General features: G+C 68.4%; 16 protein-coding genes and 1 pseudogene. 7 read left to right on the top strand and 10 right to left on the bottom strand.

Annotation, left to right across the window (positions count from 1 at the left end; all coding sequences use genetic code 11):
• Positions 1-714: 714 nt before the first annotated feature.
• A complete protein-coding gene (locus ACFU53_RS24900) occupies positions 715-2016 on the bottom strand; it encodes an RICIN domain-containing protein (protein WP_383996413.1) in 1302 nt (433 codons plus the stop codon).
• 100 nt (positions 2017-2116) lie between these two features.
• Entirely contained in the window at positions 2117-3547 is a 1431-nt protein-coding gene (locus ACFU53_RS24895) for an endo-1,4-beta-xylanase (RefSeq protein WP_383996394.1), read from the bottom strand.
• An 804-nt stretch (positions 3548-4351) separates the two neighbouring features.
• Between ACFU53_RS24895 and ACFU53_RS24890 the strand changes: the two genes are divergently transcribed.
• The 3 genes and pseudogenes from ACFU53_RS24890 to ACFU53_RS24880 all read left to right on the top strand — a co-directional run.
• On the top strand, positions 4352-5833 hold the full coding sequence (locus tag ACFU53_RS24890; protein WP_383996391.1) for a non-reducing end alpha-L-arabinofuranosidase family hydrolase: 1482 nt from the start codon (positions 4352-4354) through the stop codon (positions 5831-5833).
• Between the two features lie 714 nt (positions 5834-6547).
• Positions 6548-7768: a metallophosphoesterase gene (locus tag ACFU53_RS24885; RefSeq protein WP_383996389.1), complete on the top strand. Its 1221-nt coding sequence runs from the start codon at positions 6548-6550 to the stop codon at positions 7766-7768.
• 462 nt (positions 7769-8230) lie between these two features.
• Positions 8231-8857 (top strand): annotated as a pseudogene (locus tag ACFU53_RS24880) (glycosyltransferase); the annotation flags it as partial.
• Between the two features lie 35 nt (positions 8858-8892).
• On the opposite strand, the gene ACFU53_RS24875 reads toward ACFU53_RS24880, so the two are convergent.
• The 5 genes from ACFU53_RS24875 to ACFU53_RS24855 form a co-directional block, all read right to left on the bottom strand.
• Positions 8893-9456, bottom strand: coding sequence for a hypothetical protein (locus tag ACFU53_RS24875; RefSeq protein WP_383996387.1), 564 nt, complete (start codon positions 9454-9456; stop codon positions 8893-8895).
• Between the two features lie 567 nt (positions 9457-10023).
• Positions 10024-10872, bottom strand: coding sequence for a glycosyltransferase family 4 protein (locus ACFU53_RS24870; RefSeq protein WP_383996384.1), 849 nt, complete (start codon positions 10870-10872; stop codon positions 10024-10026).
• Between the two features lie 315 nt (positions 10873-11187).
• The gene (locus tag ACFU53_RS24865; RefSeq protein ID WP_383996381.1) at positions 11188-11928 is read right to left on the bottom strand and encodes a dienelactone hydrolase family protein; all 741 of its coding nucleotides are present in this window, start codon (positions 11926-11928) and stop codon (positions 11188-11190) included.
• A gap of 352 nt (positions 11929-12280) precedes the next feature.
• On the bottom strand, positions 12281-13204 hold the full coding sequence (locus ACFU53_RS24860; RefSeq protein WP_383996378.1) for an NmrA family NAD(P)-binding protein: 924 nt from the start codon (positions 13202-13204) through the stop codon (positions 12281-12283).
• A gap of 91 nt (positions 13205-13295) precedes the next feature.
• Positions 13296-14084: an SDR family NAD(P)-dependent oxidoreductase gene (locus ACFU53_RS24855; RefSeq protein WP_383996375.1), complete on the bottom strand. Its 789-nt coding sequence runs from the start codon at positions 14082-14084 to the stop codon at positions 13296-13298.
• Between the two features lie 177 nt (positions 14085-14261).
• Here ACFU53_RS24855 and ACFU53_RS24850 point away from each other — a divergent pair, with 177 nt between their 5' ends.
• Complete coding sequence (locus ACFU53_RS24850) at positions 14262-14936, top strand: TetR/AcrR family transcriptional regulator (RefSeq protein WP_383996372.1); 675 nt, start codon at positions 14262-14264, stop codon at positions 14934-14936.
• Positions 14937-15444: 508 nt separating this feature from the next.
• Here ACFU53_RS24850 and ACFU53_RS24845 read toward each other — a convergent pair.
• Both ACFU53_RS24845 and ACFU53_RS24840 read right to left on the bottom strand, forming a co-directional pair.
• Positions 15445-16362, bottom strand: coding sequence for an NADP-dependent oxidoreductase (locus ACFU53_RS24845; protein ID WP_383996370.1), 918 nt, complete (start codon positions 16360-16362; stop codon positions 15445-15447).
• Positions 16363-16745: 383 nt separating this feature from the next.
• Positions 16746-18227, bottom strand: coding sequence for an aldehyde dehydrogenase (locus ACFU53_RS24840; RefSeq protein ID WP_383996367.1), 1482 nt, complete (start codon positions 18225-18227; stop codon positions 16746-16748).
• 101 nt (positions 18228-18328) lie between these two features.
• Here ACFU53_RS24840 and ACFU53_RS24835 point away from each other — a divergent pair, with 101 nt between their 5' ends.
• Entirely contained in the window at positions 18329-18949 is a 621-nt protein-coding gene (locus ACFU53_RS24835) for a TetR/AcrR family transcriptional regulator (protein ID WP_383996364.1), read from the top strand.
• Positions 18950-19343: 394 nt separating this feature from the next.
• Complete coding sequence (locus ACFU53_RS24830; protein ID WP_383996361.1) at positions 19344-19661, top strand: nuclear transport factor 2 family protein; 318 nt, start codon at positions 19344-19346, stop codon at positions 19659-19661.
• Between the two features lie 1029 nt (positions 19662-20690).
• On the opposite strand, the gene ACFU53_RS24825 is transcribed toward ACFU53_RS24830, so the two are convergent.
• Positions 20691-21827: a PQQ-dependent sugar dehydrogenase gene (locus ACFU53_RS24825; protein WP_383996359.1), complete on the bottom strand. Its 1137-nt coding sequence runs from the start codon at positions 21825-21827 to the stop codon at positions 20691-20693.
• Positions 21828-22178: 351 nt separating this feature from the next.
• Here ACFU53_RS24825 and pqqA point away from each other — a divergent pair, with 351 nt between their 5' ends.
• Entirely contained in the window at positions 22179-22316 is a 138-nt protein-coding gene (pqqA, locus tag ACFU53_RS24820) for a pyrroloquinoline quinone precursor peptide PqqA (protein WP_383996356.1), read from the top strand.
• The last annotated feature ends 73 nt before the right edge of the window (positions 22317-22389 follow it).

Below are 22389 nucleotides of genomic sequence, written 5' to 3'. Positions count from 1 at the left end.
CGATTCACCCGTCGCCGACAGAGCGCGGTGGACAGCTCCAGACGCGTCCGCCACCGCCTGCGGTTGAGTAGTTCGACCTGGACGCGCGCCCAGAAGGGCTCCATCAGAACCGGGGCATACCACCTCCACCAATCCCGGAGCGGTGCAGTCTTGGAACGACGGGGACGGCGAGCGCGGACCAGGACGCCATGCGTGACGTACCACCAGCAGACCAAGAACGTTCTTGTTTCATACAGTCCGAAGAAACTAGGGTTCTCTAGAGTCTCAAGTGGGTTGCCTGGGGGCACTGTTGCCCTCCAGACAACCCAGTACGACAAACACGCTCAGCGACCAATTCAACACTTTGCACCGGCCGTATGACCTCCAGGTGACTTCGTCCGGGTCCAGCCGCGGACCAGAAGTCGACTCTCTGAGATTTAGCCGGACCTCGCCACTGGCGCCGCTACCTAAAGGGTGTTACAGAAGGCCAGGCCAAGACGATGGGCCTCATCCTGACCGGGCGCACGCGCGGCGCCGTCGAGGCCGGGCGGGCGAGACCGACTTCCGCGAGGGCGTGTTCTTCGAACGCCACTTCTTCCACGGCCTGTTCGCCGGCCGTGACCAGTCCGAAGGCGTGGGAGCTCTCCTGGAAAGGCCTCTCCGTCCTTCTGTCTGGGATAGACATCGACGGAGTGGAGCCAGGATCATCCTGGCTCCACCCGTGGTGCGGGCGTGTCACTGGAACTGTGCGAAGAACCTCCAGATCTCTGTTTTGGTCCAGGTGGCGACCCCGCTTTCGCCGGGGGAGGCGTCGACCGGACCGGGTATGTGGGCTCCGTCGAACGCGGCCCATTGGACCGGGTATCCGGCACGGCAGCCCGAGTACGTGGTGGTGATGTGCGTCCTGCTGCCCAGCGCGGGCTCGCGCGGGCTCTGGGGGGTGCAGCCGTTGTTGCTGACGAATCTGTCGCGCAGGGACCGTCCTTGCGCGATGTTGAGGACGGAGTCGCTGAGGCCGTGGATTCCGAAGTAGGCGATGGGCTGGGTGCCGCCGCTGCACCCGCTGATCTGAGCGCCGGACATGACGGCGACGGCCCTGAAGACGTTCGCCCGGCTGCATGCGAGTGCGTAGCTCATACCGCCGCCCCAGCTGAATCCCGTGGCGAAGCGCTGTGCCGGGTTGACACAGAGGCCGCCCTCGATTCGCCGGATCATGTCGTCGACGAAGGTGATGTCCTCACCGCCCGCATTGGCCCAGCCGTTGCCGAGGCCCTGGGGGGCGACGAGGATCGCGCCGTTGTTCGACTGTTCCTGTTGGCCGTAGTAGGACCAGGCGTTCCCGCTCGTGCCGCCCGAGGCGACGTCGCCGGCGGTTCCGCCCCGCCAGTGGAACGCGAAGATCAGCCGGTAGTGGTGGCTGTTGTCGTAGGTGGCGGGAACCCTGAGGATGAAGCTGCGGCTCTTGCCGCCGCTCTGAATCGTGTGCGTACCGCTCGACAGAGTCGGGGCGCTGCCGCATCCGCCGCCGCCACCGGACGACAGCTTGATCATCTGCCATTGCTGGTTGGCGCCGCCCCAGTCGGTGTACTGGACGACGTTGCCGCCATCGGCGGTGGAGGCGCCCTGCACCTCCACCGCCTTGCTGCTGGTGCGGTTGATCAGCCGGAAGTGGCCCGCGTCGGAGTCGGCGAGACGGAACTGCTGGTTGGCCCCGTTGTGGCCGGCCCACTGCTGGATCGCGGCACCGTCTGCGGTCGAGGCGCCGGCCACGTCGAGAACCTTGTCCGAATGCCGGGCCTTGAGGCGGTAGAAGCCGCCGCCGGAGTCCACGAACTGCCACTGCTGGTTGGTTCCGTCGCTGCGCGTCCACTGGCTGACCCGCGCGCCGTCGGCGGTGGCCGCGCCAGAGACGTCCAGCGCCTTGCCGCTGTTGCGATTGACCAGGACGTACCAGGCATTGGTGTCCACCGTCGCCGCCTCGGCGGGCGCCGGATTCACCGCGCCGAGCATGCCGATCGCGAGGGTCGCCGCCACCACGGCGGCGCCCCGGGACCACCAGCGATGTCTCCGTGGCGGGGCGGGGGAAGCCGCACCGTAGGTCTTCATCGATTCACCCCTTCCTTTGTGGCAGGTCCCATCAGGTGCGGGTCCAGCGTTGGTTGCTGCCGTTCGAGCAGGAGTAGAGCTGGATCAGGGTGCCGTTGGCGGTGCCGCCTGCGACGGTGTCGAGGCAGAGGCCGGACTGGACGCCGACGATGGATCCGTCGGAGTTGAGGCGCCATTTCTGGTTGTCGCCGCCCCAGCAGCTGTAGATCTGGACTTTGGTGCCGTTGCCGGTGCCGGCGGCGTCCAGGCACTTGTTGCCGTAGACCCTGAGCTCGCCGGCGGCGGTGTACGTCCACTGCTGGTTGGTGCCGTTGTGGCAGTCCCACAGGTGGAGCTGGGTGCCGTCGGTGGTACTGGTGCCGGGCACGTCCAGGCAGCGGCCCGAACCGACGCCCTTGATCGGTCCGGAATCCGAAGGGGGCGTAGAGGAGCCGCCGTTGAGTGCGTCGAGGACAGCGGTGTAGGCGGGCTTCTTGCTGCCGTTGCCGTTGAACAGCAGCGGCGTGTGCTCCGGTCGCCAGGAGTCGGTGTCGCGGACACCCCAGACGGTGATGCCGAGGCAGCGCGGGACGGCCAGGCAGTCGTTGGTCACGTTGGCGTAGGTCGTGGCCGGGGCGCCCTGGATGTCGAGTTCGGTGATGGCCACGTCGACGCCGAGGGCGGCGAAGTTCTGCAGGGTGGTGCGGAAGTTGCTGTTGTAGGGGCTGCCGCTGTTGAAGTGCGACTGGAAGCCGACGCAGTCGATCGGCACGCCGCGCTGCTTGAAGTCTCGGACCATGGCGTACATGGCCTGGGTTTTGGCCCAGGTCCAGTTCTCGACGTTGTAGTCGTTGTAGCAGAGCTTGGCGGCCGGGTCGGCGGCGCGCGCGGTGCGGAACGCGACCTCGATCCAGTCGTTGCCCGTGCGTTGCAGGTTGGAGTCGCGCCGGGCTCCCGAACTACCGTCGGCGAAGGCCTCGTTCACGACGTCCCACTGGGCGATCTTGCCCTTGTAGTGGGCCATCACGCCGTTGATGTGGCCGATCATCGCCTGGCGCAGCGTGCTGCCGCTGAGGCTCTGCATCCAGCCGGGCTGCTGGGAGTGCCAGGCCAGGGTGTGGCCGCGCACCTGTTTGCCGTTCTGCACCGCCCAGTTGTAGACGCGGTCACCGGCGGTGAAGTTGAACTGGCCCCGCTGCGGTTCGGTGGCGTCGATCTTCATCTCGTTCTCGGCCGTCACCGAGTTGAACTCACGGCCCGCGATCGTCGTGTACGCCGAGTCGCCCAGCCTGCCCGAGGCGATGGCGGTGCCGAAGTAGCGGCCGCTCGGCGCCGCCGCGGCGCCGAGCGTGTTCTCGGCAGCGTGTGCGGTCGGCGGCGCGACCAGTGCGGCGGCCGCACCGAGGACGCCGACGACCAGCGCCAACAGCAGGTCGCGGATCTTCCGGCGGATAACGGGTCTGGGAAGGGCATACGAGCCCATGACTGTGCCTCCAAGGTAGAGATCACGGAAGGACTGAAGCGCAGGGGAATGCGTCGTCCGCTCCCACTCGGCAGACGGACGGGGTGAGCCGGAACCCGGCCAGCACGGAATCGCCGGACACCGCGGTCATGGGGCCGGGACGATCTCAGCCGGCACGAGACGGCAGCCGGTCGCCCGTCGGGTGACGTACGGCGGGCGGCGGCGGGGTTTCGACATAGGCATGGGGGCCCTCCATCGCGGCTCAGCCGGGGGACCGCCACGCGGGGTCGCGTACCTCTCCAACTGCGCGAACAGCCAGGACGCGCTGGTGCGAGCCTCACCGGAACGAAACGGGGTGGCGCAGGTGCTTCGGTGCGCGGATCTGCGGCGCAGCTGTGCGTGGATCTGCCGTGCAGCGCAGCTGCTCAGGGCGACGTAGTTCGGAGTCTCGAACTACCGGTCGGTCACTCAGGGAGGGATGATTGAGGGATTGACGGTGAATCGTCAATACTCACCACAGAGAAAGTTTCTGTTCGTCGCCCGAATCTTTCGGAATCTGGACGAGCGGCAGATGTCGCTTGCTCAACTCCCCTTCCCCGCGCAGGCCCTTGGAATGGCGAGCCATTTCGCGAACTTCCGGAGTGCTGGGAGGAACTGTTTGTGGACAGATCGGCGACAGACCTTGACCAGAGGGCCCCACATTCTTAGCTTGTGGCGTCAAAGGTTCGGAGAGGCATTCGAAAGTTTCGAAACTGTCTCTGCCCCCGTACGGCCGCTCAGCGGTTCATCGGCGTCACCCCACCCCGCCCCCAAGGAGGCCTTCTGATGTGGTTTCGCCACCCGTCCCCGGTCCGCCCAAGACGCATACTCGCCGTCCTTGCGCCCTTGCTGCTCGTGGCCACCTTCCTCGGTGCCCAGCCCGCCGACGCGGCGACCGTAGACCCCAACGCCTCGTATGTGCTGGTCAACCGCAACAGCGGCAAGGCCCTGGATCTCTACAACATGGCGACCAACGACGGCGCCCGCATCACCCAGTGGACCAGGAACGATCAGAAGCAGCAGCAGTGGCAGTTCGTCGATTCCGGGGGCGGCTACTACCGCATCAAGTCCAGCCACTCGGGCAAGGTGCTGGACGTCCACAACTGGTCCACCGCGAACGGCGGCTCAATCGTCCAGTGGGCCGACCTGAACGACACCAACCAGCAGTGGCGGCTGGCCGACAGCTCGGATGGCTACGTGAGGTTCATCTCGCGCCACAGCAACAAGGCCCTCGAAGTACAAGGCGCCTCCACCGCCGACAACGGGAACATCGTCCAGTACGACGACTGGGGCGGCGCCAACCAGCAGTGGCAGCTCGTCAAGGTCGGCGGCGGCACCCCCCCTGGCTCGTGCAATCTCCCGTCGACCTACCGCTGGACGTCTACGGGCGCGCTGGCGCAGCCCAAGGCTGGGTGGGCCTCGCTCAAGGACTTCACCGTCGTCCCCTACAACGGCAAGCATCTCGTCTATGCGACGACGCACGGCGCCGCGGGAACGGGAGCGGGCTGGGGTTCGATGAACTTCGGCCTGTTCAGCAACTGGCCGGAGATGGCCTCGGCCAGCCAGAACACGATGTCGAACTCCGTCGTGGCGCCCACGCTCTTCTACTTCGCGCCGAAGAGCATCTGGGTGCTCGCCTACCAGTGGGGAGGTGGGAGCGCCTTCTCCTACCGGACGTCGAGCGACCCCTCCAACCCCAATGGCTGGTCCGCACAGCAGGTGCTCTTCTCCGGAAGCATCACCGGCTCCGGCACCGGCCCCATCGACCAGACGCTCATCGCTGACGGCCAGAACATGTACCTGTTCTTCGCCGGTGACAACGGCAAGATCTACCGGGCCAGCATGCCGATCGGGAACTTCCCGAGCAGTTTCGGCTCGACCTACACAACGATCATGAGCGACACGACGAACAACCTGTTCGAAGCCCCGCAGGTCTACAAGCTCCAGGGCCAGGACCGCTACCTCATGATCGTCGAGGCGATCGGCTCGCAGGGCCGCTACTTCCGCTCGTTCACGGCCACAAGCCTGAACGGCTCATGGACACCCCAGGCCGCGACCGAGAGCAACCCCTTCGCCGGCAAGGCCAACAGCGGCGCCACCTGGACCAACGACATCAGCCACGGCGAACTGATCCGCACCACCGCCGATCAGACCTTCACCGTCGATCCCTGCAACCTGCAGCTCCTCTACCAGGGACGCAGCCCCAACTCCGGCGGCGAGTACGGCCACTGGCCCTACCGGCCGGGTCTGCTGACACTGCAGCGCTAACGGCGTGACACCGGTCCGGCTCCCGTGCGGAGCCGGCGTGGCGGGCTCGGCGCAAGGCCGAGTCCGCCCGGGTCACGCGACCACGTCAGCGCTCATACGGCGACGGAGCGCGGGGTCGGGCAACGCTCACCAGCCCGAGGGCCATCCCGTAACGCGGTGCCGCCGCCGGTGGCGCTTGCCAACGGTCCAGGCGCACCGGGTCGCCTGGTGCGCCGCGGCGGACGAGCCATGCTTCGGTTGATGTGGGTGAACATCGCCTCGGCCGCACCTCTCGGGCGATGCGGTTTCCCGACGCCTGCATGATGACGTCGCGGAAGGCGACCCAGCTCGCCCGGCGCGGCCGGTGAAGGGAATCCGCGCCTGACGAGTGTCGGGTTTGTCCTACGCCGATCGCAAAGTTGGTTGATCTTTGAGTGCCCAGGTGGTGGGCCTGGACAAGTCCAGGGAGGACAGTGGCCTCTCGGTCCGCACCGATGCGAGTTCTCACCCAACACGTCGTCGCGGACCAGCCAGGAGGCTTCACTGGCGGCGATACCAGCCAGGCAGTAGCGCCCTGATCGCGGCTCATGCCAGGGGAGGTGTCTGCGGCGGAGTCTTGCCATCCCGCAGAGAACCCTTCGCCCCGAGGGGCCGCGCCCATGAACGCGGGTCCGGCCGGCCCTAGGGCGACCGGATACAGTGCGCGAGACGGCAGCCTGGTCAGGGAGGGGAAGCGTGACCGACACCAGCAACATCCGACCCGCCGACAGCGAAGTGCCAGCTCCGCGGCAGAGCCGACTGCACCGCCTGATGCGCTACATCCCCCTGATCGCCCCCGTCCTGCTGTGGGCCGTGCCCTGCTGGGTGCTCCTGCACACCGGCCAGCACTGGCCGCTGCCCGTCACGCTGGTCGGCACCGCCCTGTTCGCCCTCGGCCTCGCTGGTATGCCGCTCGCGATGGCGCGCGGCCACGGCCGGCGCCAGCAGGACCGGGCGGCGATCGTCGGTGACACCCTGCTGGGCGCCAGCTGGGTTCTGTTCACCTGGTCCGTTCTGCTCGGCGTCCTCTTGCGGTTCGCCCTGACCATGGCCGGCGTCGGCGAGAGTCAGGACCGGGCCCGAATCGTCACGTGGGCCGTCCTCGGCATCACCGCCGTACTGCTCGCCTGGGGGTACGCCGAAGCCCGCCGCGTGCCACGCGTGCGCCGCCTCGACGTGCAACTCCCACGGCTGGGTGCCGGGTTGGACGGCATCCGCGTCGTCCTCATCACCGACACCCACTACGGCCCGCTCGATCGCACTCGCTGGTCGGCGCGGGTCTGCGAGACGGTGAACACGCTGGAAGCCGACCTGGTCTGCCACACCGGCGACATCGCGGACGGCACGGCCGAACGCCGCCGCGCCCAGGCCGTCCCACTCGGTACCGTGCGGGCCACCCGGGCCCGTGTATACGTCACCGGCAACCACGAGTACTACAGCGAGGCCCAGGGCTGGGTCGACCTAATGGGCGAGCTGGGCTGGGAGCCACTGCGCAACCGCCATCTGCTGCTCGAACGCGGAGGCGACACCCTCGTGGTCGCCGGCGTGGACGACGTCACCGCCGAGTCCTCCGGCCTGGCAGGCCACCGCGCCCACCTCGCCGGAGCCTTGACCGGCGCCGACCCCGACCTACCCGTCCTGCTCTTGGCACACCAGCCCAAGTTCGTCGACCGGGCGGCAGCCGACGGCATCGACCTCCAACTCTCCGGCCACACCCACGGCGGCCAGATCTGGCCCTTCCACCACCTGGTCCGCATCGACCAGCCCGCCCTCGCCGGCCTCAGCCACCACGGCACCCGCACCCTCCTCTACACCAGCCGCGGCACCGGCTTCTGGGGCCCGCCGTTCCGCGTCTTCGCCCCCAGCGAGATCACCCTGCTCGTGCTCCGCTCCCCGCACCTGCCCACCTCGATGTAGCACTGGGCGGGCCAACACATCCGCTTGGAGCAGTCCACGAGCCGAGGGGTTCGGCGTCGACAGATGACCAGTCCCGTCTCGCTGAGGACAAGATCCGGACCATATGCGGGCCAAAACTCCTCCGGTCGCGACCCCGACTCCCGTTTTGCCTGGTCAGACCACCAAGCAGCGCGTACCACCAGCAGACGAAGAACGTTCTTGTCTCATACAGTCCGAAGAAACTTGGGTTCTTCTAGAGCCTGAAGTCGGTTGCCTGGAGGCATCGTTGTGCTCCAGGCAACCCGACACGATAGCCACCCAATGTAATCAGTTTGGTTCTTCTCGTTACTCTCTGGCGTCCAGTGGAGTTCCACCCAGACCACTCGCGGCAGCAGGAGCGGGCCCGCCGACCTTGCTCGAACGGGATCTCCCACGCTCCGCCGCACCTCCCCTTCGACTGGATCCAGGTTTCGCCCCCTCCCCAACTCCTCCTCCCGAAAACTTGCGGGAAACCCGCTGGTCACACTGATGGGCAGGCTGGAGGGCGGGAACACCAAGGGCGTCGTCCTCTCCGCTCGGGCCACGAACCGGGCCCTGCGGCTGCGCCAGGACATCAAGCGCGTCGACCTGCTGCTGCGGGGGGACGCAAGGGCGAAGGCAGGTTCCTCTCCCAGGAGTTGACACGTTGGGTGACCGAGCCGCGGCTGAAGCTGCTGCCCCGCAACTACACCACCGACCGGGCGCGACTGGACCATGACCTCGGGCGGGTATGGCTGGCGTTGATGCCGTCGCTGGCCGAGGCGTTCGGCTTGGTGGCCTCGGAGCACATCCGGGCGGGAATACCCTGTCTCATGAGCTCCGACAGTGGCGTGGGGGAGCTCATCACGGAGGTGGCGCCCGACCTCACGCGCCATGTGGTCCTGCCCGTCACAGGCAGCGAGGGGGACGACGAGCTGGGCCAACCGGATCGCACAAGTTATCGCCCATCCCGAAGAGGCACTTGCCCGGGCCCGTCACCTGCGCAACGCCATGGCTCAAGCGGGTAGTTGGGACGACGCCGCGCGACGGCTGCTCAACGCGGCCCGTACGGCGCTCGCCGGCCGCGAGTGATCGGAGTGCCCCTGGGGGTCACGTCACCCGGGTCACTACGGTACGTCGCGGAACGCCGCGGCGGTGACATCACGGGCCAGGGTCACGCCATGGAAGCCGTACGTGCGGATGGAGTCGACACGTATGACGAGACAGAACCGTTCCGTGGCATCCAGCCGGGCGGCCAGGTCCCGCCAGGAGGTCATCAGGTAGTGCACGGCGGCGTGGTTGGAGAGGGACGTCTGACCGCGGACCAGCACGACCGGTCGTTGGGCGCCTGGCGGGACGAACTTCGCGACCAACGCGTGCTCCTGCTCACCGCGGTCCCACCCGAACACCTCGCCGCCGACCTCGATGGCCATCGAGAGGCCCGGTGCGCCGAAGGGATGAACGGTCACGCCGGGCAGGTTGTGGCGGAGATGACCGCCTGTGCGTACGTTCGATCCGTTCTCGGGGCTTCCGATGCAGAACTCCACGGACGTTCCGTTGCTGCCGCGGAACTCGTCGCTGGACCGCATCGTCACCTCGCAGCCCTGCTCCGCCGCGAGGATCGCGGCCTTCAGTACAGCCTGTACGTCCCGGTGCTGGGCCGTGCCGGGCGCGTCCCACTTGTTGTTCATGACAACGATGCACGGATCTCCCGGCACGATGCCGAAGAAGTCTGCCTTGCGGCTCAGGACATGCTAGTGACAAGGCCGATCACCACGTTCAGGACAATGCCCGTCACGCTGCGCCCTCCCCCGGCCGGTAGTTCATGATGCCAGGCGACGGCTCAGGCAAACAGATCACGGCGTTGCGGGCGGATACACCATGACCGCGCCCCCCATCGGCTCTGGGCGCCGCACAGCTCAGGCCGATTGCCATCGACGCCCGCCCGGTGTCCCCGCGAGCAGTTGCGGGTGCGGGGAGTGCCGCCGAATCTGCGGCAGCGCGATCATCAGGGCCGCGCCAGCACCGTCCCGTCCTGAACGCTTGCCGGAACTCGACCGTCTCGTCGGCGACCGGTTCTGGGAAGCCCACAACTCCAGGACCTCGCAGGGGGCCTCGAAGCCGCCGGTGCCCCCGTCTGGGCCGAGAAGGCGTGGGCGGCTTTCGTCGCCCTCCGCCACCCACCGCCGACCTCATCCGCGCCGAACTCGACGGCGCCGCCCGAGCAGGCTCGGGCCCGTCGGGCGAAGCCCCGTCGGCTAACGCAGAAGTTCCAGGACCTGTTCGGCCACAGTCGCCCAGGTCCGCTCGGCCTCCGCGGCACGGCGCATCCGGTCCGCGGTGGCGAACGCCGCGGCCGGGTCGCACAGCACCGCCGCGATCTGGTGGCCCCACCTCATCACATCGTCGTTGTCGTGCAGGGTCACGGGTACCACGGCGCGTGCGGCCTCGGCCGGGGGAAGGATCTCCCTCAGCAGAATGCCGAGGCCGCTCCTGCCGCTGACAAGAACCGGGGTGCCGGCCGCGACCGCCTCCAGGCCCACCAGCCCGAAACCCTCCGCCCGGGACGGCATGAGCGCGAGCGTGGCCCGCGCCAGGTCCTGGTCCAGCCGTTCGGACTCGGTGGAGAAGGGCCGGACGGTCACCGCCAGCGCGGGATCGGCCGCCCAGCCGACGACGCCCTCGCGCAGGGCGTCACAGCCGGCGGGCGAGGCACCGCGCACGAGCAGTTCTACCTCGGGCTCGGCGTCGCCCCGAAGACGCAGCGCGTGTGCGAGAGCCCGCGTACCGAGGTCGACGCCCTTGATCTGCCAGGCCTCCATCCTGCCCATGAGCAGCACCTGGAGCGGACCGCCCGGGGTGGGTCGGCGCGCCGGACGTCCGGTGAAGTCGAACCCGGGATCGAGACGCAGCGGTTCGGCACTCCCGGGGAACACCGACAAGTCCCGTTGGAGCCGCTGGCGCAGCTGGGGCCCTACGGCGGAGGCCCAGGTGGCGCCCCGCGCCAGGTCCAGTTCCAGCCGGGTGCGCGTGTCGGCGCGGAGCCGCGCGTCGTCCTCCCGGCCAGGACGCCAGTGCTCCAGTTCGTCCGGTGCCACGTGGACCATGAGGTGATCAGGGGAAGCGCGTTGAACACGTGGTGTTGCCAGAGGCGGCGGGAGGCTTCCTCCGGGTAGGTGGTCCTCATCGGCTCCGTGTCGAGGATGCGCGTCGGGCGGTGCTCGGTGTCGTAGGCGGGCCAGCCCGGATCGCCGGTGGTGGCGAAGGAGGTCCAGGCGGCGCGGACCCGGCCGAAGAGGGCCGCGGCCCTCGCCGACGTGGGCGGGGCCGATCAGTTGTCCGCCGTGGCATGGACGGGTCCGGTCGAGTGTCCAGGTCACGGGCATGCGCAGGTCTCCCGGTCGGCCTTCGGCGCGGGGTGGTCACGAGTCGGCCAGGTGTTCGGCGAAGAACTCCTCGATTCGGCGCCAGGCGTCGGCGGCGGACCTGGGTTCGGGCCCGATCCCCGCGATCTTCGTGAGGGGGCGCAGCAGGCGTGGGGCGTTCTCGGCGTCGTTGAGGAAGGAGTGTCCGGCGGCCGGGTACTCCTTCACGTCGTGCGGTACGCCGGCCCGCGTCAGCGCGGCCTCCAGTTTGGCCGCGGCGCCCTTGAGCATGCGGTCGCGGCCGCCGTAACTGGCCACCACCGGGCAGGACTGGTCGAGGGCATGCTCGGCGTCCTTGGGCAGGAGGCCGTAGTTGACGGAGGCCGCGTCGAAGGTGCCCCGTCCTGCGGCGACCAGGGCGAAGCTGCCGCCCATGCAGAAGCCGATGACACCGATCCGTCCGGTGCAGTCGGAATGTTCGGCCAGCGTCTGTTTCGCCGCTTCCAGGTCTGCCCAGGCGCGGCCGCGACCCGATGTCGCGGCGCGCATCGTGGGTACCAGGCAGCGGCGGGCGCCGCCGTCGGCGAACAGGTCCGGCATCAGCGTCAGGTAGCCGGCCTGCGCGAGGCGTTCGGTCTGCCGCAGCATGACGTCGTCCACCCCCAGTGCCTCGTGGACGACGACGACACCGGGCCAGGGGCCGGTGCCCTCGGGGCGGGCGAGATGGCCGCGCAACCGGCGGGAACCGCCGAGTGATGTGCTGAGTTCGGTCAGGTCGACCGGGGTGGGCGTGGGCATCGAGTTCTCCAAGTCCTGCCCCGGCGCTTGCCGGGGTGTTGGGGGTGCGTCCTCGGCGTGGCTGGGAGGGTCGGTCTTCTGTTGTCGGCTCGGCATCCGGGGGCGGTTGCGGGGCGGAGGTGTGAACAGAGTGATGGCGGCGGCGGTCAGTGCGTCGGCGGCGGCAGTGGCGAAGGACTCGGTATAGGCGTGGGCTGTGGACTGCGGACCGGTGGCATCGGAGCTGTTGGCGAAGACGCCGGCGATGACCTGGGTGCCCGAGCGAGGCGCCGAGCGCCGTCTTCCGTGCTGGCTGCTGGTTCCAGCCGACCGGCCTCGTCACGCTGTGTCGCGGTGCTGGTGGTGCGGTGTTTCAGCGTGCTATGTCGAAGAGGTCTGCGTGGTCGCGGGCCCATTCGGTGAAGGGGGTCGGCTTGATGCCCCAGGTCCTGTGGACGTCCTCGGGGCTGGGCGCGCCATAGCCGATCTGGTTGGCCCATTCCTGGCTGTGGGCGACGCCTGCGAACATGCCGTCACGGAGGGCGTCGGTGACCGGCAGCGCCCGGTAGGTGATGCGGGTTCCGGTGGCGTCGGAGAGGGCGTCGGCGATGTGGGCGACGTGCGACTCGTCGCCGTTGAGTTCGATGATCTGCCGGTCGAAACGGTCCGGGTCGTGCAGGGCGGCGACGGCGAACCGTGCGATGTCGACCACGCTGACCAGTTGGATCGGCACGTCGGTGGAGTGGACGGAGTCGAGGCGCCCCTCGGCCAGCCAGGGGAACATACCCTGCGCCTTGGGCGGCAGGTAGTTCTCCATGAGGGTCACCGGCCGCAGAACGGTCCAGCGGCGCAGCGTCGACGTGCGCAGGCGGGCTTCGATCAGCAGGCGGGCCGCGGCGTAGGCGTCGAGGGTGAGGCCGGTGCCGTAGTCGCTGCGGGCGAGGTGGCGCTCGAGGCCTGCGACGGTGGTCTGCACGAACGTGTCCACGTCCGCGCGCTCGGCACTTTCGATGAGGAGCGTGCCGAGGTCGGCCTTGAGGAGTTCGTCACCGTAGGGACCGACGGGGACGGCGAAGACGGCGTTGGCGCCGTGCATGGCGTCGTCGATGGCCTCCTGGTCACCGACGTCGCCCTGGACGTAGGTGGCGCCGAGTTCGGCGAGGTACTGGGCGCGGGGGGAGTCGGGTGCGGCGGCGTCGAAGGCGCGCACGGTGTGGCCGGCGTCGCGCAGGTGGCGGACGGCGGCGGCACCCTGATCGCCGGCGGCACCGGTCACGAGAACGGTGGTGGGGGTCATGCTGTGCTCTTCCTCCTGGTGGGGGCGGTTGTGTCAGCGCGTTGGGGGGAACGCCGCGAGCTGCGGTGTGGTGCGGGGTGTTCGGTTCGTCTCATGCCCCGGTGCGGTCGGCGGGCTGGGGCAGCAGAGCTGACCAGCCCCCGTCGATCGGCACCCCGATCCCGGTGATCACGGCAGCGTCGTCAGAGGCCAGGAAGGCGACGAGGCGGGCGATGTCGTCGGGCTCGGCCATGCGGCGCAGCGGGATCTCGGAGAGGTAGGCCCGCATCGCTTCGTCGGAGCCGATGTAGCCCTCGAAAGCCGGGGTGCGTACGGCACCGGGCAGCACGGCGTTGACGCGCACGCCGTAGGCGCCTCCTTCGACGGCGGCCTCGCGGGTGAGGTGCAGGACGGCCGCTTTCGCGGTGCCGTAGTACGGAGTGACTCCGGGGATCTTGGCGTAGCCGGACATCGAGGACGTGTTCACGATGGCGCCGCCGCCCTCCTGCTCGCGCATGATGCGCAGGGAGGCCCGGACACCGGCGAAGGTCGCAGTCAGGTTGCCGGCGATACCCCGGTTCCACTCGTCGTCGGTGAGGTCGACGATGGCGCTCCGTCCCCCGAAGCCGACGTTGTTGTGGACGACGTCGAGGTGGCCGTGCCGGGCGGCGACGTCGTCGAAGAGGCTGTCGATGAAACCGGTCTGCGTCACGTCCCCGGCGGCGGACTCGGCCGAGCCGCCCAGTGCGCTGATCTCCGCCTCGACCGCGGCGGCGCCGTCGGCCGACAGGTCGTTGACGACGACGTGCGCGCCCCGGCTCGCCAGCAGCAGTGCGGTCGCACGGCCTATGCCTGAGGCGGCGCCGGTGACGATGGCCACCTTGTTGGTGAAGTCAGTCATTGCGGTTGTCCTTCCATGGGCCAACGGCCACTGGTGGCTGGCTGCCAAAGCCGTGCTCAGGCGGGAAAAGCGCATCCGGAGAGCACGGCCCTCAAACCGGAGCGAGCGCTCCTCTAAAACGTAACACAAGCGGAGCATGCGCTCCGCAAAGGTGGGGTGCGCTGTACCCTGGATGCCGTGACCCTCGCCGACCAACGCGCACAACCCGCCAGGCGCGCACGCCGCGCGGACGCCGAGCGCAACCGCGCCGCCATCATCGAAGCGGCCGGCGCCGTTTTCGCCGAACAGGGGGGCGCGGTGGACGTCCGGGAGATCGCCCGGCGCAGCGGCGTCGGCATGGGCACGCTCTACCGTCACTTCCCGACCAAGGAAGACCTGCTCGCCACCGTGCTGGTGCAGGAGTTCACCTCTTGGCTCATCACGACCCACCAAGCGGCGAGGGAGACCGAAGACCCCTGGCAGGCCCTGACCGACTTCTTCGAGCAGAGCCTCACCCAACTGGCCCGCAACCGCGCCCTCATCGAGGCCTACATCGCCACCGGCGCCCCCAGCTGCGAGTGCGCCCGGCGCCGCGACGCCGTCTACGACGACCTGCGCACCCGCTGCCAGGACGCCGGCCTCCTGCGGCCCGATGTCACCACCGCCGACCTGGTCCTGCTCATCACGTCCCTGAGCCAGGCCGTGCGGACAACCGCCGACACCCAGCCCGGACAGTGGCGCCGCATCCTGCACATCTCGCTCGACGGACTGAGCAGCCGCAACACCGCACCACTGCCCGAGCCCACATCCGATACGCCGAACGCCACGGCACCGGCCACGTCGCCTCCCGAAGGGAGCGGAAAGGGCGAGTAGACGGCGAGTGCGTGCCCGTTGCCGTAAAGCACGATCACTCAGCCGCGCGATCCGGCGGAGCGACAGACACCGCGGACGCCTCTCACGAACGAAAACGTCGAAGCCTGCGAAGGAGCTCCGCGACCCGGCCAACCGAGAGCCGAGGTAACCCTGACGGCACGGGAAGTCGGCACCCTCGGCCGTGGACCTTTGTCTGCCGGGCGCGGACATCCGCACCAGCTATGGCCGCTCGTACCTCAGCCAGGGGCCCGACTCGTGGCTGATTCCCCCCTTCACCCACAAGGGGTGTGGAGCCATCGCTGACTGAAGCGCTGGCTCCTTGCCGTCGGGAGACTCTTTTCGTTCGCCTGCGAAGACGGCGCCAGGCGTCGGCGCGGCGGCGTGCGTGGCGGCGATGACGTCGGCGGGCAACCGTGGGCCGCAGTCGTGCGACTCCGCGGTGTCCCCAGCCTGGACACGACGAGCCGTGGACGCCTCGGAACCCTCCGGGGTCGTTGTACCGCGGCCCTTACCGCATCCTCAGGACGGTCTTGCCCAGAGCGTGGCCGGCTTCGACCAGGGCAAGAGCCGCCGCTGCCTCCGCGAAGGGCAGGATCTTCGTGACGTGGGGGTCGAGCCTGCCGGATGCGACCAGTTCGGCGAGAGGGGAGAGCACCTCACCGGTCTGCTCCACCTGGTAGTAGCCGCCGCCGAGTTCGGCCGCTGCCGTCGGGTCCACAGCGGTGGCGATCCGGGACTTGTCCGCGACAAGACCGGCTACGGCGTGCAGGGCGTCGCCGCCGACCAGGTCGAAGATGGCGTCCACGCCGTTCGGGGCGACGACGGTGACCCGGTCGGCCACCCCTTCTCCGTAGGGGACGTGAGTGGCCCCGAGAGAGGACACGAACTCCGCCTTGCCCGGGCCGGCGGTGCCGATCACGGTGGCGCCCAGGCCGCGAGCGATCTGCACGGCGGCAACGCCGATACCACCACCGGCTCCGTTCACCAGCAGGGTGGCACCGGGCTTGAGGTTCAGCCGGTCTATGCCCTGCTGGGCGGTGGCCGCAGACACGGACAATGTCGCGGCGTCCGTGAACGACACGCCGGCCGGCTTGCGTGCCGCGGTCTGGGCCGGCAGCAGCGCGTATTCGGCGTAGCCGCCGGCCAACGGCAGGGCACCGAAGACCTCGTCTCCGATCGTGAACCCCTCGACCCCGTCGCCGATCTCCTCGACGACACCGGAGACCTCCGTGCCGAAGGTCGCCGGCAGGGGCAGCGGAAGGAGCTCCCGCAGGTAGCCGGCGCGCACCTTCCAGTCGACCGGGTTCACCCCGGCCGCGTGCACCGCGACCAGAAGCCGGCCCGGCCCCGGAACGGGCCTGGGCAGGTCGACGAAGGTCTGCGTCTCGGGACCGCCGTACTCGGTGAAGACGTATGACTTGGGCATGGCTCCTCGTTCTGTTCGATCTTGGGGAAACTCGGGTGGCCGGAAAGGCCGGGGCCCGGTCGTGGTCCGCGAAGCGGTGTCGCGGGCAGGGCGATGTGATGCCCCACCGGGGGCCGGCCCCGGGCAGGCGCTGAAGACGGCCTCGGAGCGGTCACGGTTTCCCGGTACAGGGGGCGATCTGCTGAGGCGTGACCTCGGGGAATCCTCGGACCGCCCTCGCTGACCCCGACGGTGATCGCCACGTGTCACAACTTGTGCTCTGTCTTCTCGATCACTCGTCGGGCGCGCCGGAGGCCCTCCGAGTCGAGGAACCTCCGGTGCGGTGGCGTGCGGTGCGCGGAGGTCCGTCTCCGTGATGTCGGTCCCGGGGCGTGCACGTGACGCTAGAGCGTCACGATCGGCTCGCCGTCGAGGAAGATCGCGTGCGTGTTGTAGTACGCGTCGAGACCTTCGGGGCCGAGTTCGCGCCCGTAGCCCGACTGCTTGACGCCGCCGAACGGCACCGCGAGATCGATGGTGATGCCGTTGTTGATCGAGACCGTGCCGCTGCGGATCTTGCGGGCGACCTCGAGCGCATGCTGCTCGTCACTGCTGTAGACGGCGCCGTTGAGCCCGAACTCGGTGTGGTTGGCCAGCCGGATCGCCTCGGCCTCGTCGCGGTAGGTGAGCACCGCGGTCACCGGGCCGAAGATCTCCTCCTGTGCGACACGGGAGTCGGGCGACACATCGGTGATGATGGTCGGTGAGACGTAGTAGCCCTTGTCGAACCCGGGCGCGCGCCCGCCGCCGACGGCGAATGTCGCGCCTTCCTGCCGGGCCGTCTCGAAGAACCCGAGGACCTTGTCGTAGTGCGCCTTGTTGATCATCGGGCCGACCATCGCTTCCGGGTCGTGCGGATCTCCGACCTTGAGACGTGCGAACGCCTCGGCCAGAGCCCCGACGATCTCGTCCTTGCGGCTCTCGGGAACGATCAGCCGGCTCGGATTCGTGCACTGCGCGCCGTTGTTGTTGCAGACATTGATCGGCAGCGTGTAGACGAGCCGCTCCAGATCCGCGTCCGGCAGGATCAACGCCGCGGACTTGCCGCCGAGTTCCAGCGTGACCTGCTTGAGCGTGGGCGCCGCGGCCGCGGCGATCGCGCGCCCGACGCCCGTCGATCCGGTGAACGTCACCTTGTCCACGCCCGGGTGGCTGACGAGCTCCTGGCTCTGCTCAGGACCGGCGGTGAGGATGTTGATCACGCCGGCCGGCAGGCCGACCTTGAGTGCGGCGTCCGCGATGTATCCGGCGCTCAGCGGCGAGAAGTCGGACGGCTTCACGATGACCGTGCAGCCGGCCAGGAGCGCCGGAGGAATCTTGAAGGCGGCGAGACCGAGCGGTGCGTTCCACGGCACGATCGCGGCCACGACACCGACGGGTCGCTTCTCGATGCGCGCGGTGACGCCGGTCAGGCCGGTGCGGACCTCGTGGAGCTCGGTCGAGTCGGCGAGGCTCGCGTAGTAGCGCAACAGACCGGCGAAGGCCCCCGGGTTTCCGCGGGCGGCACCGGTGACCAGCCCCGTCTCGGCCGTCACCAGCTCGGCGATGGCATCCGTGTGCCGCTCGATCTCGTCGGCGAGCGCGAGCATGTAGTCGGCTCGTTCCTTCAAGGAAAGCTGCGGCCACGGCCCCTCGTCGAACGCCGTCCGCGCGGCCCGCACCGCGGCATCCACGTCGGCGCTGGACGCCAGTGCGACCTTGCCGAACCGCTCTTCCGTCGCTGGATTGATCAGCGACTCCGAGCGGCCGTCCGCGCTCGGGCGCCACTCGTTGTCGATGAACAGGTCTCGCTCGACCACGGGGGCCGGTTGTCCCTGCAACGCCATGGGGAACTCCTGGAGGTAGCAATGTTTGGACGCGGATGTCCAATTGGACGTTCGTGTCCAAAGTAACAGATGGATCCGTCCAAAATCAGTAGACTGGGGCCATGAGCACTCCAGAGGGCCTCACGCGCAAGGGACTGGCCACCCGCGCCCGCATCGTCGAAGCCGCCGCGGAGCTCGTCCTGGAGCGAGGCGTGAACGCGACGACACTTGAGGACGTCCGAACCGCGACAAGGACAAGCAGGAGTCAGCTCTTCCACTACTTCCCCGAAGGAAAGCCCGACCTCGTCAGCGCGCTCACACAGTGGCAGGGCGCACGGGTGTTCGACGCACAACGGCCCTACCTGGACGAACTCGACTCCTGGGAATCGTGGCAGAAGTGGCGCGAGGCGATCACGGACTTCTACCGGGAGCAGCCCTGCTGGGGCTGCCCCATCGGCTCGATGGTCAACGAACTCGTCGGCAGCCACGACCAGGTCGCCGCGTCAGTCCAGCGCGTGTGGGCCGAATGGCAGCGCCTGCTCCAGGCCGGGACCGAGCGCATGATCACCGCAGGCCTGCTCCGGGCCGACACCGACGCCCAGCGGCTCGGCCGCTCGATTCTCGCAACCCTGCAGGGCGGGCTGCTGATGACCAAGACGACCCGCACCGAAGAGCCCCTCCTCGACGCACTCGACGCGATTTTTCTCACCCTGCGAGCTCACGCCGTCGATCCCGCACGCTGAGGACGACGAACCCAGCTGCTCTGGAGACCTCCGCCAAGGAGACCGTGGTCGAGGGCGTCGCCGCACTGCCCCTCGCACACCCGGCGGGCGCGCGACTGCCGTACTGGACAGGCCGTGCCGTCCGACGAGGAGATCGGGCGTTTTCTGTCGTGATCAGTCGCGTTCGCGCAGATCTCGAGGAGCTCACGCCCGGTCGTCACGGTGGCCGAGGCAAGGGTCTTCAAGCCGCCGTCGCGTGCCCGAAACGAACCCCACCCGTCGGACATCAAGGTGCGGGGTTGAGGTGGGCCCGGTGTTCGCGGATCTGGCCGTGGTGGTCCGCGACCCAGGTGATCAGGGATCTGACGACGTGGTGGAGGCTGCGGCCCAGCGGCGTGAGGGGTGTATTCCACGCGTGGTGGCACCTCCGCGCAGGCGGTCCGGGTCACCAGTCCGTCCTGCTGGGACCGAGGACGCCACGGCCTGGTCGCTGGCCCGGCTCAACACGGCCTTCTTCCACCACTACGACCGCCGCGAGTACGACGAACTGCTCGCACTGTTCTCCCCCGACGCCCACTACGAGGTCCACGGCCGCAAACTGCGCGGACACGCCGTGATCCGGGAGTTGCTCGACGCCCGTCCCGGCCCGGTCAGCAGCGCACGAAAGATGTACCACCAGCAGACGAAGAACGTTTTGGTTTCATACAGCCCGAAGAAACTTGGGTTCTTCTAGAGTCTCAAGTCGGTTGCCTGGAGACTCCGTTCCACTCCAGGCAACCTCTGCACCTGGGCTACTCTTCGCGATCACCTCAGCACCTCGCGCCACGATGGGCGTCTCAGGCGAATTCTCCCGGACCAGTAGCGGACCAAACGGCCCCGTCGACCCCTGCCCGGACGACGCACAGAGGCTAGACATCCACCGCGTCGTGCCGCTGGCCGAAGCCTGAAACTCCGGCGCTTCGACGTGGTCTGCGGCTGAGCGGGAGCACTACGCGAACGACTCGGTGATCCGCGGTCCCTGCGGGTGGTATCGGCGGCGACAAATAGATCGAAGGGGAACCGAGACCCGGCCCAGTGGCTGCCCTCGTTCTCCGGCGACCGGTGCACCTACGTCTGGGAACGGCTGCACCAGACCCCGCCGGTGCTCGACGAACAACCGGCTCGTTTCCGCCGAATCTGCGCCAACGCCAGCTGACTCGCTCTGCAACACATCGCCCCAGACCTGCTCGCGGAAGTGGCAACCCCCACGCGGCAGCCTGCGGAACTGCCGGCGTCATCAGGTCTGTCCAGAAGTGCCTCCCAGGAACTGAGCCCCAAATCGCGCAGCCGCTCGTAGTAAGGCCCTGACTGCCAACGCCTCCGGGCTGTGTCGAACATCCTCTGCACCACTGTCGGCGTGCTCGCAGGACCGATCGCCCGCAGGGTCCGTCCCACAGCCGTCCGGGCTGCCTGCCGGTCGGGGGTCAGAGTGTCGTCCAAGTCGAGCAGGACGACGAACCGGCTCGCAAGCACACGACCTCCAGGCTTGACACCGTCACCGGCCAAGCGACATCACCGGAATCGGGACACAGACCCGGCACTCACCGAGGACACTGAGAAGCCATCCGCTTACCGCTCGGTTCCTGTTCGGGTGATCTCTCGGTGGTCGGGGCACAACGGCAGGGCCTCCTCGTAGCTCGGGGTTGCGATCCCTGCCGAGCGGCACCAGGAGGCCCTGTGGAGTCCAACGCGCCGTCTGCGGCGTGTGACGCCGGATGGCGTCCTACTGCAGATCGACCTGGAACACCTTGTCCGCGCCGTCCGGCTCGCCTCCGTTGTTGTCGGCGTTGGTGGTGGACAGCCACAGGGTGTTCTTGCCGGGGACCTTCTCGACCGTGCGGAGCCGGCCGTATTGGGTGGCGTAGTAGGCGGTGGGGGTGCCGGTGCTGGTGCCGCTGACCGGGATGCGCCATAGCCGCTCGCCGCGCAGTGCCGCCATGTAGAGGGCTCCGTCGGCGTACGTGACCGCGCTCGGGGATGCCTCGCTGACGGTCCACTGCCGCTTGGGGCTGGTCATGCCGGACGTGGAACAGCTGCCCTCGCAGACCGGCCAGCCGTAGTTCTTGCCGGACTCGATCAGATTGAGCTCGTCGTACTTGCTGTTGCCGAACTCGGCTTCCCAGAGCCTCCCTTGGGCGTCCCAGGTGATGCCCTGGGGGTTGCGGTGGCCGAGGGAGAAGACGAGTGTGCCGAACGGGTTGCCAGGTGCGGGCCTGCCGTCCTTCGTCATCCGCAGGATCTTCCCGTTGAGGGAGTTCCTGTCCTGGGCGAGGTTGCTGTTCTGCGCATCGCCCGTGGTGGCGTAGAGGTGGCCGTCCGGGCCGAACTTGATACGACCGCCGTTGTGGTACCTGTTCTTGGCGATGCCGGTGACGAGGACCGTGTAGCCGCTCAGCGAGGAGCCGTCGTACGTCATCCGGACGATGCGGTTGTCGGAGGCCGCCGAGTGCATGAGGTAGACGTAGTGGTCGCTGTTCCAGTTCGGTGAGACCGCGACGCCGAGGAGGCCGCCCTCGCCGCTGGTGGTCACGACGTTGGGCACCCTGCCGATTTCGGTCCTCGTGCCCGCCTGGGTGAGTTTGAAGAGCTTGAAGGAGTCCCGTTCGGTGACGAGCGCCGACCCGTCGGGCAGCCAGCTCAGGCCCCAGGGAACGGTCCAGCCGGACGAGACCGTTCGGATGGCCGAAGGGACCGAGGCAATGCCGCTGTCTGTTCCGCTGTCTGTTCCGGTGCCTGTTCCGGTGCCTGTTCCGCTGTCACTTCCTGCCGTCGCGTTTCCGGCGCCGGCCGCCGCGCCGAGCAGACCGGCGGTGAGCGTAACCGCGGCAGCGGCCGATGTGATGGTTCGGAATCCGCGCATGGGCGAGCTCCTCGCTGTGGGGGGTGTCAGGAAGCCGTGATGGGCTCGCAACCTGATGAGTGGTCAGCTCTCCGGAAGGTAGGAGGTATGCGATTGAGGGTCAAGTGCCAATGAAGCCAAAGGTTCATACCTTCGCCTGGTGAATCAAGCTGCTAACACCGCCTCAACAGCGGCTTTGCCAACAGATCCGACAGTGGCCGACCTCGACGTTCTCATTTTCGGCCAACGATAGATCGGAGCACTTTTCTGTCGACCCATTGACCCGGGTGGCCGATGCTCGCGATGCTGCAACACAGCACGACCTGGCCGTCAGGTACACCGGTCCCCCACATCGGAAGGCAGGTACGGCTCATGACCGAATCCGTACAGCAGGCGGTGGAACGTCAGTCGCCACCCGTCGACGAAGAGGCGCCGAGCTGGCAGACCCCCGACTTCGTGGTCGTCGAGACCGCGCTGGAGGTCACCGCCTATTTCCTGAGCGACCGTTAGCCCGCCGCCGTGCTGCTGCATGTGCTCGGCACTGCGGCGGGCGGCGGCGTACCCCAGTGGAACTGCGCGTGCC

Source organism: Streptomyces sp. NPDC057474 (assembly GCF_042802555.1).
Classification (GTDB): Bacteria; Actinomycetota; Actinomycetes; order Streptomycetales; family Streptomycetaceae; genus Streptomyces.
Note: the sequence above shows the minus strand (reverse complement) of the source record. Positions and strands in the feature narration are given on the sequence as shown.